Consider the following 18,577-nt stretch of genomic DNA (forward strand, 5'->3'; position numbering starts at 1 on the left):
AATTTTTGAATTCACTTTAAAATATGGGTTTATCTTATTCATGTTATCGGTAACATGTTACCGGTAACTGAAATAAATGTGAACCATAACACAAACAATAATTCTTAAAGGTGAACCTATGGAGCAATTAACCCAAGCCCCAGATCCTACGTTCCTACTGACGATTGCAGGCCTTGCCATTGCAGCGTTACTCGTTCTGATCATTAAACTGAAAGTCCATGCTTTTGCTTCCCTTACTATGGTGAGTTTAGGCACAGCAATCGCCACTGGCGTTCCTTCTGAGAAAGTCGTATCGACCATGATGGGCGGCTTCGGCGGCACACTGGCTTCCGTGGCATTGCTGGTTGGTCTTGGTGCGATGATCGGTAAAATTCTTGAAGTGACTGGCGGTGCGAAAGTGCTGGCAGACACTTTGATTGGTCGCTTTGGTAAAGAGCGCGCACCATTTGCTTTGGGCGTCGCTTCATTACTGTTTGGCTTCCCAATCTTCTTCGATGCTGGCCTTGTAGTGATGATGCCAATCATCCTAAGTGTGGCGGCTCGTTTTGGTGGCTCACCAATTAAATACGCGTTGCCTGCAGCTGGTGCTTTTGCGGTTATGCACGCGTTTGTTCCACCACACCCAGGTCCGGTTGCAGCGGCAGAATTCCTTGGCGCAAACATCGGTCTGCTATTGGTGGTGGGTATTCTGGTTGCTATTCCAACTTGGTACCTTGGCGCTTACCTATTTGGTTTGTACGCGGGCAAAAAATTCGATATCCCACTATCTAAAGCCTTCTTTAATGGTGAAGCGATGGTGGATGAGCGCAACGCACCAAAATTTGGCACGGTTATGACCATCCTTGTGCTGCCAGTCCTGCTAATCTGTTTGGATACGGTATTGAACACACTGGCGGTTGCAGGTTTGATTGATGGCAAAACGGCACTGGTTGAGTTCCTACGTATGCTAGGTAAAACCCCAGTCGCGTTGCTGATTACGTTGATTGTCTGTCTGGCTGTGTTTGCCAAAGACTACGGCATGGCAAAACTAGAAAAATTGTGTGGTGAGTCATTGGCTCCAATCTGTGGCGTTATCCTTGTAACGGGTGCAGGTGGCATGTTTGGCGGCGTACTGCGCTCAAGCGGCATTGGTGATGCACTGGCTGACGTTCTTACAGACACAGGTATGCCTGTGATTGTGGCGGCGTTTGTGATTTCAACCTGTCTGCGTGTTGCTCAAGGCTCGGCAACCGTAGCGCTAACCACGACGGCGGCTCTTATCGCGCCAGTTGTGGCAGCATCAACAGGTTTGAGTGAACTAGACCTTTGCTTTATCGTAATCGCGATTGCGGGTGGTGCAACGGTACTGTCTCACTTCAATGACTCTGGTTTCTGGTTGGTCTCTCGTCTGCTTGAGATGGATGAGAAAACCACATTAAAAACTTGGACGGTAATGGAAACGTTACTTGGCGGTATCGCGTTTATTATCGTCGCAACATTAAGCTTTATTCTTTAGAGGTTCCCCATGACAACACTTGAACAACGATTAAGAGAAATCAAAATCGTCCCAGTTATCGCAATCAACGACGTAGCACACGCTCTGCCACTGGCAAAAGTGTTGGTAGAAAACGGTTTACCATGTGCTGAAGTAACATTCCGCACCGAAGCGGCGGCGGAGTCGATTCGCATCATGCGTGAAGCGTACCCAGAACTGTTGATTGGCGCGGGCACCGTTCTGACCACAGAACAAGTGGATATCGCAATCGAAGCGGGCGTGGACTTTATCGTTAGCCCAGGCTTCAACCCAACCACAGTGAAATACTGTCAGCAACGTGGCGTGACTATCGTACCGGGTGTAAACAACCCAAGCTTGGTTGAGCAAGCGATGGAGATGGGTCTGCGTACGTTGAAGTTCTTCCCTGCTGAGCCATCAGGCGGCGTAAGCATGCTGAAAGCACTCACGGCGGTTTACCCAGTGGAATTCATGCCAACAGGTGGCGTAAGCCCATCTAACGTGGAAGATTACCTAGCGTTGAAATCGGTTGTGGCTTGTGGCGGTACGTGGATGGTGCCAACCGCAATGATGGACAACGGCGATTGGGAAGGCATTGCTGAATTGGTTCGCGCAGTTAAGTAAAACGCACAAACGGCTCTGAAATGCCCACGAACGTTGGGAAACGTGATACGAAAAAGGGTCATCAAGTTACTTGATGACCCTTTTGCTTTTTGGAATAAAGCAGCTTTAGAAGTGATGCTTCATAAAGCGCTTAATAAAGCGAATGAAATCTGCTTCGGCTAGCTTCGCGCACTTCAATGTTTGGGCGTGAGACAATTCTACATCTCCCAAGCCTTCTGCCATGTTGGTGATCGCACACACTGCCAATACGGGTAAGCCGCAATGCGCCGCAGAAATCACCTCTGGCACGACCGACATGCCCACTACATCACCACCGATGATTTGCATCATGCGGATTTCGGCTGCGGTCTCAAAGTTGGGGCCGGTGTAAGAGACAAACACGCCTTCATTCAGGTGAATGCCATTGGCTTTGCCGACTTCAAACGCTTCTGCGCGTAGGTCTTTGTCGTACGCATTGGCGAGGCTGAAGAACCTCGGGCCGTACTCTTCATCATTCGGACCGATCATTGGTGATTCAGGCATGGTATTGATGTGGTCATGAAATACCACCAGAGAACCGACATCGATGCGTTCAGGGCGAAGTGAGCCTGCCGCGTTGGTGACGAGTAAAAACTCACAGCCCAGCTTTTTAAAGGTGCGCACGGGCGTGGTCATGACCTTCATTGAGCCGTGTTCGTAGTAGTGGCCGCGACCTTTCATGCACACTACGTCTACGCCGCCCATGGTACCAAGTACCAACTCACCAGAGTGGCCTTGCACGGTGCTAACCGGAAAGCCTTCGAGCTCTTCGTATGGAATGACCACTTTGTCTTGTAGCTCGTCTGCCAATACGCCTAAGCCAGAGCCTAAAATAAACGCCGCTTTAGGTTGGAAGTTTGGTTTGCGTTCGCGAATGGTTTGTAGTGCGCCGATTACTGGATCGTGATTCATGTTAGTCACCTTCTGGTTGTGTGTTGATTCCATTGTGTGACTTTCTGTGCTGGTTATCTTTGCTTTATTCGCTACTATCATCCTTAAAAAGAGGATGATGAAATTCGCTAGGACTCAATTATGAAGTCAGAACCATTTGAGCGCGTGACGCTGAAGATGCTGCGTTATTTTTACGAGGTCGCACAAACCAAGCATTTCACTAAGGCCGCCGAGAATCTCAATATCACCAATTCGCCGTTGAGCAATCGCATCAAAGAGTTGGAAGAAGTGCTTAACGTCAAACTGTTTGAGCGTGATTCAAGAAACGTCATGCTGACGGAGGCCGGGCGATTGTTGGAGTCCAAATGCCAACTGATTTTTCAGACCTTGGATGTCTCACTCAATCAAGTGCAGCAAGTGGGTTTGAACCAGAGAAATATCTTGCGAGTTGGTGTGGTAAGTAGTGCATTTTGGGGCGGATTTGATCGTTTGTTACAGCGCTTCCATGCTGAGCATAGCACTTATCACGCCGACATTTTTGACCTTAACCCAGAGACGCAAAAGAAGCATCTGAGTGAGAAGAAAATCGACGTGGGCATTGTACGTTTTGCCGATGCACTCAACATTTATCCGTATCAGTCGGTGTCTTTGGGCAAAGATGTGTTTGTGGTGGCGGTGTCGGAGCAACATGAGTTAGCCAGCAAATCTTTGCTGCGGCTCCAAGATTTAAAGGCGTGTGAGTTTGCGTTTATGAGTTTGGCGAATTCTGCCTCGGCAAACTTCATCATCAATGCCTGTCTGCAAGAAGGCTTTTCACCCCATATTGGCAAACAAGTGGTGGAGCCAAGCACCTTGATGGCATATGTAGCAAACAGCAATACCGTGACGTTGGTGCCGTCGACGTTTTCTCAGCATCATTGGCATGGGATTCGTTTTATCAAGCTGAAAGAGTCACTGCGTGCAGACTTGTGTCTGATTCATGATGGTAAGCAGGAGAGTGCTATCAAAGCCGAGTTTATTCGCACGTTATTGGAGAATGCGAGTTAAGCATGGGCTAACAAAAAAAGGTCACCCTAAGGTGACCTTTTCGAATGATTCGCTGAAATCAGCAATGCGATTAGCGCGTAATTAACGCATCGTTACGAACTCTTCAGAGCCCGTTGGGTGGATAGCCACAACAGAGTCGAAGTCTGCTTTGGTTGCGCCCATCTTCATTGCTACGCCGAAGCCTTGGATCATTTCATCTACCGTGAAACCGATGCCGTGTAGACCAACAACCGTTTCTTCTTCGCCCGCACATACAAGCTTCATCTTACATGGTTGACGGTGCTTAGTAACGGCGGTGTACATCGCAGTAAAGCCAGATGTGTAGACTTTGATGTTGTCTTTGCCGTACTTCTCTTCCGCTTCTTGCGTTGTAAGACCGATAGTGCCGATTGGTGGGTGGCTAAATACCACAGTTGGTACCAAATCGTAGTCCATCTTCGCGTTTGGTTTATTGTTGAACAAACGCTCAGAAAGTTGACGACCCGCTTTCACGGCTACTGGCGTTAGCTCGATGCCGCCTTCCATGATGTCACCCACACAGTAGATGCCTTTCACGTTGGTTTCTTGGTATTCGTCTACCTTAATGTAGCCTTTTTCGTTCGTTGCCACGCCAGTTGATGCTAGGTTGATTGCGTCTGTTGCTGGGTGACGACCGATTGCCCAAATCAGTTGGTCAACGTTTTGGCTCTCACCGTTTTCTAGGTGCAGAGTTAGGCTGCCATCGGCTTCTTTTACCACTTCTTTTGGTACAGAGTGAGTGTGCAGTGTTGGACCTTCTGCGTCCATCACTTCAACCAACGTATCGATGATCATTGGATCGAAGCTACGCAGTGGTGACTCTTTACGTACGAACAGGTGTGTTTCTGTACCTAGTGCGTGCAGCACGCCAGCAATTTCAACTGCGATGTAGCCTGCGCCCACAACCGCAACGCGTTTTGGTTGCTCTGCTAGGTCGAAGAAGCCGTTTGAATCGATGCCGTATTCAGCGCCTGGAATGTTTGGAATAGTAGGACGACCACCAACCGCGATCAGAATGTGATCCGCAGTATAATGTTCACCGTTTACTTCTACGGTTTTCTCGTCAACAAACTTAGCAAAGCCTTTAATTACGTTTACTTTGTTGTTGCCAAGAACGCGATCGTAAGATTGGTGAATACGACCAATGTACGCCTGACGGCTCTCAACCAGTTTGCTCCAGTCGAAACCTTTCACGTCGACATCAAAACCGTAATCTTCTGCGTACAGGTTCATTGCTTCTGCGATTTGTGCGCCGTGCCACATCACTTTCTTCGGTACACAACCTACGTTGACACAGGTACCACCGAGATCTTGAGCTTCGATTAGCGCAACTTTCGCGCCGTACATCGCCGCACGGTTTGCAGATGCGATGCCGCCACTGCCGCCACCGATACAGATATAGTCAAAATGAGTCGCCATTACTTTCTCCAAGAGCTTATAAATTTTATCTGGTACATAGATAGATTGGGATGACCTTGCCTGAACTCAATGCCACCGTTATCCCACTATCATAAATCGAATGTAACGAATTCCTAAATGGGAAAAAGTGACATTGCTTATGACAAATAGCGATGAGAGGTACAAAAAGAAGAATAAGCGCGATGAGAGGGCAAAGTTGAGAGTATAAAAAAGCGCAACGAAAATGTCGTTGCGCTGAGAGGTTTCGGTGCAGATGAGCTTACTCTGGCACAATCCAGTCCACTTTCCAGTGGCCGGTGGCTGGTGCGATCGCGTCTTGCAGGAATGGCAGAATCTCTTTCATCTGGCTTTCCAGTTTCCACGGCGGGTTAATCACAATCATGCCGGATGCCGTCATGCCGCGCTCGTTGGTGTCGGGTGCGACACCTAACTCGATTTGCAGAATTTTACGAATGCCCAGTGCTTCCAGGCCTTCGATCATATCTTCGATGTCGTGACGGTTTACCACTGGGTACCAAATCGCGTAGATACCGGTTGCCCAACGCTTATGGCTCTGATGAATCGCGCGCACCACATCGCGGTACTCTTTCGCGAGTTCGTATGGTGGGTCAATCAGCACCAAACCACGACGCTCTTGTGGCGGTAAGCTTGCTTTTAGACGCTGGAACCCGTCCTCTTTGAAGATACTCACTTGGCGATCGCGATGGAATTCTTGCTCTAACAACGGGTGATCGGCTGGGTGCAGCTCCGTCAGCACCATGCGATCTTGTGGGCGGATTTGCGCGCGCGCTACACGTGGTGAGCCTGGGTAGTAACGCAGCTTCTCGCCGTTGTTGAGCACTTTGATGGCATCGATGTAGCTTTTGATGTCTTCAGTAATGTTTGGGTTGTCCCAAATACGCGCGATGCCTTGTTTGTATTCGCCCGTTTTTTCAGACCATTCGTGAGTCAGATCGTAACGGCCCACACCCGAGTGGGTATCGTGATAAACGAATGGTTTATCTTTTTGTTTCAGCGCATCAAGAATGAGGCTTTGAACGATGTGTTTGACCACGTCGGCATGGTTTCCGGCGTGGAAGCTGTGGCGGTAACTTAACAAATTAAACTCTCGAAACACTCTTTGGTTGAGTGTGGTCTGTGATTTTCACTCTATGGCGGTATTATACTCAAGTAACTTAAAGATGTAGAACTTCCAATCAAATCCGTTCCTCTAATAGGGGCTCACTATTGAAATTTCTTTAAGTCACCCACACTTACTATTGGTAATCGAATTGAACTAGGTGAGTTTCTCGTGCTCAAAGAGTGTGAAATCTCATTTAGGTATAACAAGACTCAAGGACAGAGTAGCGCTCGTTGACTATATGGTCATCGCAGCATAGAGAAAGGGAACGGAGCTCCCCCTATCCATGTTGCTGGCTCGTCTGTACATTGAGTTGGCCTATCTACACAAAATAGACAGGCAATCACAGAGTCAAAACACAAAAGGAATTATTCATGTCTAATCCTCTTCTGACGTTTACGGACTTACCTCCGTTTTCTCAAATTAAACCAGAACACATCAAGCCTGCCGTTGAACAAGCGATTGCTGAATGCCGAGCGAAAATCGATGAAGTTCTAAAAGATAATGCTCACCCAACTTGGGACAGTGTGATTGCGCCAATTGAAGAAGCGGATGACCGCTTAAGCCGCATTTGGTCGCCAGTGGGTCACATGAACTCCGTGGTGAACAGCGAAGATCTGCGTGAAGCGTACGAAAGTTGTTTGCCAATTTTGTCAGAGTACGGCACTTGGGTTGGTCAGCACAAAGGCCTGTACGAAGCCTACAAAGCAATTAAAGCCAGTGATGCATTCGCAACGCTGACTCGCGCTCAACAAAAAACCATCACCGATGCGTTACGAGACTTTGAGCTATCGGGTATTGGTTTACCATCCGATGAGCAGCACCGTTACGGCGAAATCAGCAAGCGCATGTCTGAGCTCAGCTCTAAATTCTCTAACAATGTACTGGATGCCACCATGGGTTGGACCAAGCACATCACGGATGAGAAAGACCTTGCTGGCATGCCAGAATCGGCGCTGGCAGCAGCGAAAGCCGCGGCAGAAGCAAAAGAGTTAGATGGTTACCTCATTACGCTGGATATCCCATCTTACCTACCTGTCATGACGTACTGCGACAACCAAGAGTTGCGTAAAGAAGTGTACGAAGCGTATGTGACGCGCGCCTCTGATCGCGGTCCAAATGCTGGTAAGTGGGACAACTCAGAAATCATTACTGAGCAACTGAGACTGCGTCACGAAATTTCACGCATGTTGGGTTTCAATACTTACAGTGAAAAGTCGTTAGCAACAAAGATGGCTGAAACGCCGGATCAAGTGCTGGGCTTCCTGAATGACCTAGCGACACGAGCGAAACCGCAAGGTGAACGTGAAGTCGAAGAGTTACGTCAGTTTGCAAAAAGTGAGTTTGGTGTTGAAGAGCTGAACGTTTGGGATATCGCTTACTACAGCGAGAAACAAAAGCAGCACCTGTTCCAAATTTCGGATGAAGAACTGCGCCCATACTTCCCAGAGTCAAAAGTCGTGAGCGGTCTGTTTGAAGTGCTAAACCGCGTGTTTGGTATGACAGTAAAAGAGCGCGAAGGCGTAGACACTTGGCATGAGTCCGTGCGCTATTTCGATATCTTTGATGCTGAAGGCACACTCCGTGGCAGTTTCTACCTAGATCTCTATGCACGTGAGCACAAACGTGGTGGTGCGTGGATGGATGACTGTCGTGGTCGTCGTATTACGCTCTCTGGCGAACTGCAAACGCCGGTGGCTTACCTAACGTGTAACTTCAACCGTCCAGTGGGCGACAAGCCAGCACTGTTTACGCACGATGAAGTTGTGACACTTTTCCATGAATTTGGTCACGGCATCCACCACATGCTGACGCAAGTCGAAACTGGCGCGGTATCAGGCATTAATGGCGTACCTTGGGATGCGGTTGAATTGCCAAGTCAGTTCCTGGAAAACTGGTGTTGGGAAGAGGACGCACTGGCGTTCATTTCTGGTCACTATGAGACAGGCGAGCCGTTGCCAAAAGCGATGCTAGATAAGATGCTCGCGGCGAAGAACTTCCAGTCGGCGATGGGCATTTTGCGTCAGCTAGAATTCGGTTTGTTCGACTTTACTCTGCACACCGAATACGACCCAGAAGTGGGTGCGCGTGTACTGGAAACTCTGGCGAAAGTGAAAGAGAAAGTTGCGGTGGTTCCAGCAGTTGAGTGGGCGCGCTTCTCGCACAGCTTCGGTCACATCTTCGCTGGTGGTTACAGCGCGGGTTACTACAGCTATCTGTGGGCTGAAGTGCTGTCGTCAGACGCTTATTCTCGCTTTGAAGAAGAAGGTATCTTCAACAAAGAAACGGGTCAAAGCTTCCTGAATAACATCCTAGAAATGGGTGGTAGCGAAGAACCAATGGAGCTGTTTAAGCGCTTCCGTGGTCGTGAACCACAAATTGATGCGCTATTGCGCCATTCTGGTATTGCAGCGTAAGCGCACGCTGTCTTTCCAAAAATACTAAGGCCAACCATTCGGTTGGCCTTTTTTTGTCCATTTTTTATAAAAAATTCACGGATTCACACTGCGGTTAATTGGGTTCTGCAGCGATATTAATGTCTCCGTAGACTGAACCTCATCAATGGCTTGCAGTTTATCAATCAGCACAAATTGCAGTTCTTCAATCGATTTGCACATCAATTTGACGAATATGTTATACGCGCCCGTGGTGTAGTAAGCTTCAACGACTTCGTCGAGCGCGTTGAGTTTTTCTAGCGCGGAATGGTAATCACGAGCTGCGTTTAGGTTAATACCAATGAAGCAGCACACATCGTAGCCGAGCTTTTTGGTATTTACGATCACCTCCGTTCCTTCGATGATGTCAGCCGATTTCATCTTCTCAATACGCACATGGATAGTGGCAGGGCTGACATCGAACTGCTTTGCCATTTCTGCGTAGGGCGTTCTGGCGTCAGCCATCAGTGTTTTTAATATTGCGCGGTCAAGGTCGTCGAGTTTCGGCAGGCTCGCATTCATACTATTATTTCCGTTAGGGATAGAGTTTTACCTCCCTTTTATACTCATAGCGGATAGGATTCACAAGGTTTGGCAGGAGTAACTGCGGGTTAACTCCGAGCTATGGAGATAATGTGCAGCGTTTTCTGGTTATTGTCGCGCTATGTTGGAGCGCGTTTGCCGCGGCCTCAGATCCGAAAGTTTTGGTCGTGCACTCCTATCATCAAGGTTTTTTCTGGACGGATTCCATACAGCGAGGTATCGAGCAGCAATTGGGTGATCGATCGCTGGATATGCGTGTGCTCTATTTAGACTCGAAACGTAACCAGAGTGAGCAGTTTTTCGCTCAGCTTGAATCCTTATATCGTACGAAATTAAGCAAAGAACGATTCGATGCCATTTTAGTGAGTGATAACAACGCGCTTGAACTGATGCAGCGTTTGGCGCCAATCATCAAAGACACCCCGGTTATATTTAACGGCATCAACAATTATCATCCTTCTTTGCACCAATCTCTGAACGCAACAGGAGTAACAGAAGATGTCGATTTGGAGGCAAATTTAGCCCTCATAGAGCGACTACACCCTGATTACACCCAAATTCTTATTGTCAGTGACCATTCCGTAACGGGAGAGGTATTACGCTATCAAATCGACGATTTTGTACATGAACATCCGCAATATCGCGACAAAATTGTGCAAGTTATTCCCGACAGTATCATTGACTTAAAGCAACAAGTGGCGAAGCTGAATAAAGATAAAGTCGTCCTGTTTTGGACTTATTACCGAGATAAACAGGGTGTGGTTGGCAGTGAACGTGACTGGATTGGCGTTAACAGAGCCTCAAATGCGCCGCTGTTTATGGTGCACGACATTGGCTTAGGGCACGGTGCGGTTGGTGGCGTGATCCAGAGTGGTTATCGGCATGGCATTGAGAGCGCTGAGATACTTGAGTTTGTATTGGATAACCCTGACCAAGCTCTGCCAGCCGTGAAGAAAAGTGATTCTGAAATCAAGCTCGATTATCAAGCTGTAGTACGCTGGGGGCTGGGTGCTGAGCAAGAGGTCTCTGCGGTGTTTTTTAATAAACCGATGAAGTTTTCTGAGCGTTTTGCCAAAGAAATTCGCTTGTTTGGTAGCCTATTTGTGGTGATGTCGGTGGTCATTTTGTTGATGGGTTACTATTTACAGCGGATGCGTCGCAGTGAGAGTGCCGCGCGAGAAAGCCAAGCCATCTTAGAATCGATTTTTGATCAGAGCATGCAGTATATGGGCATTTTGGATGCCAACGGTGTACTTAAATCGGGCAACGATCACCTGCAATCTTTGCTGTATCACCAAGGGCTGCGTTTAGATCGACCACTTTGGTTTCATCCCAATTGGAGTGAGAAAGCGCAAGCGTTGCTTGAGGCGTATTTCCACGCGCCTCACCATCAAGTGTCGACGTTTGAGGCTGAAATTTGGAGTAAAGAGCACGGTACATTGGTGTTGGAAATTTCACTCAAGCCTTTTTCTCAGCAAGTAGGAAATCAAAAGCAATACTTGTTTGAAGCGCGCGATATCACTAGTCGTAAGTTGATGGAAGATAAGCTCTATCAACGCGAATCAACCCTGCGTAACTATTATGAGCAACAGCCTGTCATGATGGTGACGCTCGACAGCAATAACCGCATTCAAGAAGTGAATCGATTTGCTCAGCTACTCCTCGGCTACAAACCGATGGACATGCTCGGACACCGCCTAAGGGAGTTTTATTTTGATGACAAGGTACTGTTTCCTCGCCAAGTGCTATTGCAACCCAATCAACAGGTGCATGGGGTCTGGCGACGGGAAGTCGAGTATCGCCATGCAAATGGTCATCGTGTTTGGGTACGTGAGAACATTCGTCCACTAAGTGAATCTGATCAGCTGTTGATTGTGGGTGAAGATATTACAGAAACTAAACAGCTTTCCGAGAAACTGGAATATCAAGCGCGCTATGACTTACTGACAGGGACTTATAACAGAAACCACTTTGAACTAGAGCTCAAGACCGCACTGCGTGAGGTGGACAGCCATCGTCGCGTTCACGCCATGCTGTACCTCGACTTAGATCAGCTAAAAGTCCTCAATGATACGGTTGGGCATGATGCGGGTGACGCGGCGATTCAATTTTGCGCCAGCATGTTAGAGGAAGTGCTGCCATACAATTCCATCTTGGCTCGAATGGGAGGCGATGAGTTTGCGGTACTACTCAAAGATTGCGACGAATACGGCGCGATTAATATCGCTAAACTGATCATCTCGACGTTGAGTGAACATCTCTTTATTTGGGAAGATACACGCTTGTTCATCAGTTGTTCTATTGGTATTCGTATCATCGACCATACGGCAGAGACGCCGCAAATGGTGCATGCTCAAGCAGACTCTGCGTGTCATGCCGCCAAGGAGCAAGGCCGTAACCGCTACAATCTGTTCAGCTTAGATAACGAAGAGCTACAACGTCGCCAGATGGAAATGCAGAGCGTCAATCTGGTGCATGAGGCATTGTCGAATCAGCGTTTAGAGTTATTTGCTCAACCGATCAAAAGCTTACAAAAGCACGATGCTCAGATGTATTTTGAGATTTTAGTGCGCATTCGCAATGGATATGGTGATTATGTTTCTCCTGCACTGTTTATTCCGGCTTCCGAGCGCTACAACATTGCGCATTGGATTGATAAACAGGTCATTACTCAAACGCTAGAATGGTTTGAGCAACGCCCAGAGGTGGTTGAAAAACTCGGCCGTTGTTCGATAAACCTTTCAGGTCAATCTATGGGGAATCAAGAGTTTATCGATTTCTTATTGGAGCGATTGGAACGTTCGTCCATGCCGTGTGAAAAAATCTGTCTAGAAATCACCGAGACAGCAGCGATGAGTAATCTTGAGCAAGCCATTGAGCTCTTCACCAAGCTCAAAGCGCTGGGTTGCATGATTGCATTGGATGACTTTGGTTCGGGCTTGTCTTCATTTGGTTACTTAAAGAAACTTCCCGTTGATATCGTGAAAATTGATGGTCTTTTCGTGCGAGATATCAACGTAAATGAAATGGACCGTGTGATGGTTCGCTCGATCAATGATCTGGCAAAACAGCTAGGTAAAGTGACGGTGGCGGAGTTTGTCGAAAACGAACAAGTCATGCAGCATTTGATCGATCTTGGTGTGGATTATGGCCAAGGCTACGGTATTGGACATCCTCAACCGCTTTCTGAGTTAGTTGAGCGACTGACGGCTGAGTAGTCTTGTCATATCAAGCTCAACCTAGCATTGAGAGGTAACTTAGGTATACACTCAGCGCCAGTTACCGCGATTTTTTATTGGAGCCTCCTTTTGCAACTGCAATTGATCTGTGAAGACCCGTCTCAACAACCTCATCTGGATGAACTGGCTGCGCGCTGGCAGCTTTCTCACACTGACGAGAGCGATTTTGCTTTGGTGCTGACCACCGAGCGTTTAGAGCTGCGTAAAGTGGATGAGCCAAAGTTGGGCGCTATTTTTGTCGATTTAATTGGTGGCGCAGTGGGACATCGCCGAAAATTTGGTGGTGGTAAGGGCCAAGCCATCGCAAAAGCCGCAGGTTTGAACAAAGGGGCAACGCCAACCGTTCTAGACGGCACGGCGGGGCTGGGACGTGATGCGTTCGTTTTGGCTTCGCTCGGCTGTAAGGTACAGATGGTGGAGCGACACCCGGTAGTCGCAGCGTTGCTGGATGACGGCTTAGCGCGTGCGAAACAAGACCCTGAAATTGGAACTTGGGTATCAGAGCGTATGTCGCTGATCCATGCCTCCAGTCATGATGCATTGGAACAGCTGGCACAAGATGAAGACTTTGTTCAGCCAGATGTGGTGTATCTCGACCCTATGTATCCGCACCCAGAAAACAAGAAGAAATCGGCGCTCGTAAAAAAAGAGATGCGCGTTTTCCAATCGTTGGTTGGCGCCGATTTGGACGCCGATGGTTTGCTAGATCCTGCCATGGCGTTAGCCACAAAACGCGTGGTGGTGAAGCGCCCAGACTATGCAAACTGGCTGAAGGAGCAAAAGCCGACCATGGCGATTGAAACCAAAAAAAATCGCTTTGATGTCTATGTTAAAGCCTCAATGGCATAACTTCCTGACCGCTCAACTTTTCTTGTCACAGTACGGTGTATCGTGCTGTGATCAAGCCTCTCTTTCTGAATCGTTACTGATAGTTTTCTCTTGCTAATTCTCCTCCCTGACTGTATATCTAACTAAGAATTATTATTATTTCACTTGTTGTGATGCGGTCGATAATTGGGAAGCTGGAGTAGTAGAATGGCTAAACGCTTATGTAAAATGAGTCGTAAACAGATCGCGGCGGAGCTTGGTGACATCCATCGTTTAGTTGTCGCACCAAAGTTTGTTTGTCGCTCTTGCGCACGTTCTTCAGCGGCCAAAGATACCCTGTGTAAGCCAGCCGCTATTCCGCCGCAAAAATGCCAAGACAAGCCATTGAACGAGCAACAATCATGTGGCTTATTGGCTGAAGCGCTGCCAGTACAACCGATTCCTATGACAACAAAACAAAGCAACGAAAAAGCAGCGATTGTGAAGCGTGTTGTTGAGCGCGTGAAAGAGAAAAAGCAAGCCGAAAAATCCCTGGAGCCAGTAAGAGCCGACGCACCAGTATGGTTTGATTTAGCGGATAAAAAATCGCTTAAGAAAGCGAAAAAAGCACTGAAAAAGCATTATAAGCAGCAGAAGAAGTTGTTAAAAGTAGCGAAAAAACAACAAAAGTTACTTAAGCGTCAGCGCAAGCTTGAAGCGCGCAATGCCAAGCTAGAGGTGTTGCTATCAACGCCACCTAATGCGTTGATGAGCACAAGCTCGCAAGTCAAAGTGCATTAATCTAATCCAAAAAAACGCTCTCCAGTTGGAGAGCGTTTTTTATTGTCGGTATGTGTGTTGGGAGCGGTCGCTTTACTTCTTGGCGTAGCTCATTTCGACGCGCTTTTTCACCCAGGTTTCGTTAATCCATAGCGATAGCATGATGATCGCACCGCCAATGGCGAGTCGCATGACATCAACATCGCGGTTCCAAATCACAATATTCACAATCAAACCCGCCGGAACCAATGCGTTGTTCATTACTGCAAGTGCTCCTGCGTTTACCATGGTTGCGCCTTTGTTCCACGCGAAGTAACCAAAACCGGAAGCAATTAAACCAAGGTACGTCAGAATGCCCCATTGCGTTGCGGTGGTGGGTAGTTTGTCGAGGTTGCCCATCAGAGCGAAAGCCACGGTTGCTACACAAAGCGCACCTAAGTAGAAGTAACCAAACACGGTGTGTTGGGGCAAATCAACCGGCTCACTTTCCATGATGTATTTGTAGCCTACCTGACCAATGGCAAAACAGAGGTTTGCTCCTTGTACGACCAAAAAGCCCAGCAGGAAGTCTTCATTAATGCCTGCAAACTTAATCCAGGCTGCGCCAAATACAGCAATCGCCGCGGTAACCAAATACCAAGGTGAAAAGCGACCTTTCAAGAAGTCATAGATCAGCGTGACGTAAATGGGTGTGAATACGGTGAACAGCAATACTTCTGGCACGGAAAGGAGCAAAAAAGATTGGTAGTAGAAGCAGTACATCAGACCAAGCTGAAAGCCACCGACCGTCATCAGTTTCGCGATTAAGGATTTGCTAACGCCACGGAATTTTAAAAAGGGAATGAAAACCAGACTCGCCAGTGCCACGCGCATGAACACCGAGAACCAAGAATCAACCTGACCAGCGAGGTAAACGCCGATCAGGCTAAATGAGAATGCCCAAAGTAGGGTAACTGCGGATAGATAAGCCATGGATGAGAATCTTTATCAACAACAAATGTGCCCGCAGTCTAACCAAGTTTTAACGTCGCGCCAATCAGTCTTTTAGCGGTACGACCAGCATATCGACTGGAGAGCAGTTAATCAGTTGTCGAGTCGAAGACAGAATCTTGCTCCAGAAATCTTGGTGATGACCACAAACCACCAAGTCGATACTGTAATCTTGAATGGTATCGCACAGCTCATTACTCAAATCGCCACTACCGACCAAAGTATGGGCTATTGGGTATTGCGCATATTCTGCGAAATTCGCCAATTGTGTGCGCGACGCTTCCATTGCTTGATGTTGCGCTTCTGCCATATTGATGTCGATAAGCCCGGTGTAGAGCTCTGCGTAGTTCACGTCGATGTGAATAAAAGAGACTTTCGCATCCAGAGGTTTAGCCAGTGATACGGCTTTTTTAATCAACACTTTACTGTCGTCTGACAGGTCGACTGCCACAAGTATGTGTTTGTAACTCATATTGCTATCTCCTTGTAAGGTCATAGTTTTAGATTAGCACTAACCCCCAAAAAAATTTGCTGAAGTGATCTCATATCAGTGTCGTAGGTACAAAGTCTTGTCTCAGTAATCATGTTATAGTGGCGTTATACCCAAGTGACTTTGAGATGCGGAGTTCAGCGCTCTGTTACTGACTATAGTTCAAGTAAAACCTTGCCTCTGATGTAGAGCAAGTCAATCTCGCGGCGTCGTTTATATCGAGGTTACTTGGGTATATTGCATGCACATTAATAGGAGTTAACATGCTGTCTCAAACTATGGTCGAACAATTGAATGAGCAAATTAACCTAGAATTTTTCTCATCCAATCTATACTTACAAATGAGTGCTTGGTGTGAAGACAAAGGTTTTGAAGGTGCGGCTGAATTTTTACGCGCTCACGCCGTAGAAGAAATGGAGCACATGCAACGCCTATTCACCTACGTAAGTGAAACTGGCTCAATGCCAATTTTGGGCGCTATTGATGCACCAAAGCATGATTTTGCTAGCTTAGGTGATGTTTTCCGCGAGACCTTCGAACATGAGCAAATGATCACGGAAAAAATCAATAAATTGGCACATGTTGCATTTACTAGCCAAGACTACTCAACGTTTAACTTCCTACAGTGGTACGTGTCTGAACAACACGAAGAAGAGAAGTTGTTTAAAGGGATTTTAGATAAGATCGAATTAGTAGGTGAAGATGGTAAAGCATTGTTCTTCATCGACAAAGATCTAGCACAAATGGCGAAAGAAGGTTCATCTTCAATCATGGATGCTCCAGCTGCGTAAACGCGTTTTTTGACGCTATAAGTAGCGGGTAAAGACGAAGCATTGATCGTCTTTTTCTCTTGAGCATTGTTGAAGATGTAGGGAGGAAAAGATGATCAGTGGAGACACAATCTTATTTGCGCTAATGGTGGTAACTGGAGTCAACATGATCCGGTATCTCACCGCTCTTCGTTCTCTAATTTACATCATGCGTGAAGCGCATCCGTTATTATATCAGCAAGTTGATGGCAATGGCTTTTTTACCACCCATGGAAATGTCACCAAACAGGTGCGTTTGTTCCACTACATCAAAAGTAAAGAATATCACCATCACCACGATGAGATTTTTACTGGTAAGTGCGAAAGGGTGCGTGAGCTATTTGTTTTATCGACCGCTTTGCTCGGTGTTACCCTACTCGCGGCCTTCATTCTTTAAAGAATCAATAATCTAGCGAGTTAATCTCCTAAGATTGTACGGGCATGCATAGCGCTTACCGTTTAAGCGCTTTTCCCCTTCGAGATTTGTCGGTAGAATGTCGCGCCTAGAAAGCAAGGATGTGCAATGTGCACATCCTTTTTTATTTCGATTCGATCCCAATCAGTCTAAGAGCTACCGATGAGTAAGAAATTTGATGTTGTTGTAATTGGCGCAGGTGCAGCGGGTTTGATGTGTGCTGCAGAAGCCGGCAAGCGAGGCCGCCGTGTTTTGGTGCTCGATCATGCTAAAAAGCCAGGACGTAAAATCCTTATCTCAGGCGGTGGCCGTTGTAACTTCACTAATTACGACGTCTCAGCCAGCAACTACCTATGCCAAAACCCGCATTTCGTTAAGTCGGCGCTTTCTCAATACACCAACTGGGATTTTATCTCGATGGTGTGTAAGCATGGTATTGAATTTGAAGAGCGCGATCACGGTCAGCTGTTTTGTGTCGATGCGTTTACGGCGAAAGACATCGTGAAGATGCTGCTGGCTGAATGTGATATGCCGAATATCGAGCAGCGTTACCAATGCGATGTTCACTCAATTGAGAAAATCGATGAAGGCTTTCGTTTGCATGCTGGCACTGAAATTGTCGAGTGTGAGTCTTTAGTTATCGCAACAGGTGGCTTGTCGATGCCAAAACTGGGGGCGACACCATTTGGCTATAAAGTCGCGGAACAATTTGGTCTTCGAGTTATCCCAACTACGGCAGGGCTGGTGCCATTTACGTTGCATAAAGAAGACAAAGAAGACTTTGCTGAATTATCTGGTATCGCGGTACCTGCGGAAATTACAGCTGAAGATGGCACCATGTTCAAAGAAGCCCTGTTGTTCACGCATCGTGGTTTATCTGGCCCAGCCGTTTTACAGATTTCATCATTCTGGCGAGCGGGGCAAAAGGTGTCGATTAATCTGGTGCCAAACGATGATGTTGCCGAGTTATTAGAACGCAGCCGTGAAAAGCATCCGAATCAGTCGCTCAAAAATACGCTCGCTAAAGTGCTACCAAAGCGCTTGGTTGAAGTCTTGATTGAACGTAAAGAGCTGGTCGATAAACCGCTAAAGCAGTTCAATCAAAAGGAGCTTGCGGCGATTGTGGATCGTTTAGAGCATTGGGATATCGCCCCGAATGGCACTGAAGGCTACCGAACCGCGGAAGTGACACTAGGCGGTGTGGATACCGATCACTTATCTTCGAAAACCATGGAATGCAAAAACATCAAAGGGCTGTACTTCATTGGCGAAGTGATGGATGTGACTGGCTGGTTAGGGGGCTATAATTTTCAGTGGTGCTGGTCGAGCGGCTTTGTCGCGGGTCAGTGGGTGTAATCAAACACTACACATCCGCATAAAAGATAAGATAAAAAAAGAGCACGGAATACGATTCAGTGCTCTTTTTTGTAGTTCCACAGC

General features: G+C 47.3%; 16 protein-coding genes. 10 read left to right on the forward strand and 6 right to left on the reverse strand.

From position 1 onward, the window contains the following. Positions 1-118 precede the first annotated feature (118 nt). Together MTR11_RS01095 and MTR11_RS01100 are read left to right on the forward strand one after the other, a co-directional pair. On the forward strand, positions 119-1,495 hold the full coding sequence (locus tag MTR11_RS01095) for a GntP family permease (protein WP_005478622.1): 1,377 nt from the start codon (positions 119-121) through the stop codon (positions 1,493-1,495). Positions 1,496-1,504: 9 nt separating this feature from the next. Next, a complete protein-coding gene (locus MTR11_RS01100; protein ID WP_005379148.1) occupies positions 1,505-2,116 on the forward strand; it encodes a bifunctional 4-hydroxy-2-oxoglutarate aldolase/2-dehydro-3-deoxy-phosphogluconate aldolase in 612 nt (203 codons plus the stop codon). Between the two features lie 105 nt (positions 2,117-2,221). Here the strand turns inward: MTR11_RS01100 and xapA are convergent, their stop codons facing one another. Further along, positions 2,222-3,046, reverse strand: a complete 825-nt coding sequence (xapA, locus tag MTR11_RS01105; RefSeq protein WP_005379149.1) for a xanthosine phosphorylase — start codon at positions 3,044-3,046, stop codon at positions 2,222-2,224. A 120-nt stretch (positions 3,047-3,166) separates the two neighbouring features. Between xapA and MTR11_RS01110 the strand changes: the two genes are divergently transcribed. After that, on the forward strand, positions 3,167-4,072 hold the full coding sequence (locus MTR11_RS01110; RefSeq protein ID WP_025622053.1) for a LysR family transcriptional regulator: 906 nt from the start codon (positions 3,167-3,169) through the stop codon (positions 4,070-4,072). Positions 4,073-4,153: 81 nt separating this feature from the next. Here MTR11_RS01110 and gorA read toward each other — a convergent pair whose 3' ends face one another. Next, positions 4,154-5,509 (reverse strand): glutathione-disulfide reductase, encoded by a 1,356-nt coding sequence (gene gorA / locus MTR11_RS01115; RefSeq protein WP_031818769.1) that lies wholly within the window; start codon positions 5,507-5,509, stop codon positions 4,154-4,156. 259 nt (positions 5,510-5,768) lie between these two features. Then, a complete protein-coding gene (locus MTR11_RS01120; protein WP_243326896.1) occupies positions 5,769-6,608 on the reverse strand; it encodes a 23S rRNA (adenine(2030)-N(6))-methyltransferase RlmJ in 840 nt (279 codons plus the stop codon). Between the two features lie 395 nt (positions 6,609-7,003). On the opposite strand from MTR11_RS01120, the gene prlC reads away from it, so the two are divergent. Continuing rightward, complete coding sequence (gene prlC, locus MTR11_RS01125) at positions 7,004-9,046, forward strand: oligopeptidase A (protein ID WP_243326897.1); 2,043 nt, start codon at positions 7,004-7,006, stop codon at positions 9,044-9,046. A 75-nt stretch (positions 9,047-9,121) separates the two neighbouring features. Here the strand turns inward: prlC and asnC are convergent, their stop codons facing one another. Further along, entirely contained in the window at positions 9,122-9,586 is a 465-nt protein-coding gene (gene asnC, locus MTR11_RS01130) for a transcriptional regulator AsnC (protein ID WP_005394393.1), read from the reverse strand. A 113-nt stretch (positions 9,587-9,699) separates the two neighbouring features. Between asnC and MTR11_RS01135 the strand changes: the two genes are divergently transcribed. The 3 genes from MTR11_RS01135 (at position 9,700) to MTR11_RS01145 (ending at position 14,454) form a co-directional block, all read left to right on the forward strand. Continuing rightward, positions 9,700-12,825 (forward strand): EAL domain-containing protein, encoded by a 3,126-nt coding sequence (locus MTR11_RS01135; protein ID WP_243326898.1) that lies wholly within the window; start codon positions 9,700-9,702, stop codon positions 12,823-12,825. A 90-nt stretch (positions 12,826-12,915) separates the two neighbouring features. After that, positions 12,916-13,695 carry a class I SAM-dependent methyltransferase gene (locus MTR11_RS01140; RefSeq protein WP_243326899.1) on the forward strand — a complete coding sequence of 260 codons (780 nt, stop codon included), beginning with the start codon at positions 12,916-12,918 and terminating at the stop codon, positions 13,693-13,695. A 186-nt stretch (positions 13,696-13,881) separates the two neighbouring features. Further along, a complete protein-coding gene (locus MTR11_RS01145) occupies positions 13,882-14,454 on the forward strand; it encodes a hypothetical protein (RefSeq protein ID WP_243326900.1) in 573 nt (190 codons plus the stop codon). Positions 14,455-14,526: 72 nt separating this feature from the next. On the opposite strand, the gene MTR11_RS01150 is transcribed toward MTR11_RS01145, so the two are convergent. Beyond that, on the reverse strand, positions 14,527-15,405 hold the full coding sequence (locus MTR11_RS01150; protein ID WP_006741764.1) for a carboxylate/amino acid/amine transporter: 879 nt from the start codon (positions 15,403-15,405) through the stop codon (positions 14,527-14,529). A 64-nt stretch (positions 15,406-15,469) separates the two neighbouring features. Next, positions 15,470-15,895, reverse strand: a complete 426-nt coding sequence (uspA, locus tag MTR11_RS01155) for a universal stress protein UspA (RefSeq protein ID WP_005379165.1) — start codon at positions 15,893-15,895, stop codon at positions 15,470-15,472. A gap of 281 nt (positions 15,896-16,176) precedes the next feature. On the opposite strand from uspA, the gene ftnA reads away from it, so the two are divergent. The 3 genes from ftnA (at position 16,177) to MTR11_RS01170 (ending at position 18,493) form a co-directional block, all read left to right on the forward strand. Further along, positions 16,177-16,704, forward strand: a complete 528-nt coding sequence (gene ftnA, locus MTR11_RS01160) for a non-heme ferritin (RefSeq protein WP_005379167.1) — start codon at positions 16,177-16,179, stop codon at positions 16,702-16,704. A 91-nt stretch (positions 16,705-16,795) separates the two neighbouring features. Then, positions 16,796-17,119 (forward strand): universal stress protein UspB, encoded by a 324-nt coding sequence (uspB, locus tag MTR11_RS01165; protein ID WP_005394407.1) that lies wholly within the window; start codon positions 16,796-16,798, stop codon positions 17,117-17,119. 180 nt (positions 17,120-17,299) lie between these two features. Then, positions 17,300-18,493, forward strand: a complete 1,194-nt coding sequence (locus MTR11_RS01170; RefSeq protein WP_243326902.1) for an NAD(P)/FAD-dependent oxidoreductase — start codon at positions 17,300-17,302, stop codon at positions 18,491-18,493. Positions 18,494-18,577: the final 84 nt, after the last annotated feature.

The organism is Vibrio sp. CCB-PB317 (assembly GCF_022808245.1).
GTDB classification, from domain to species: Bacteria; Pseudomonadota; Gammaproteobacteria; order Enterobacterales; family Vibrionaceae; genus Vibrio; species Vibrio diabolicus.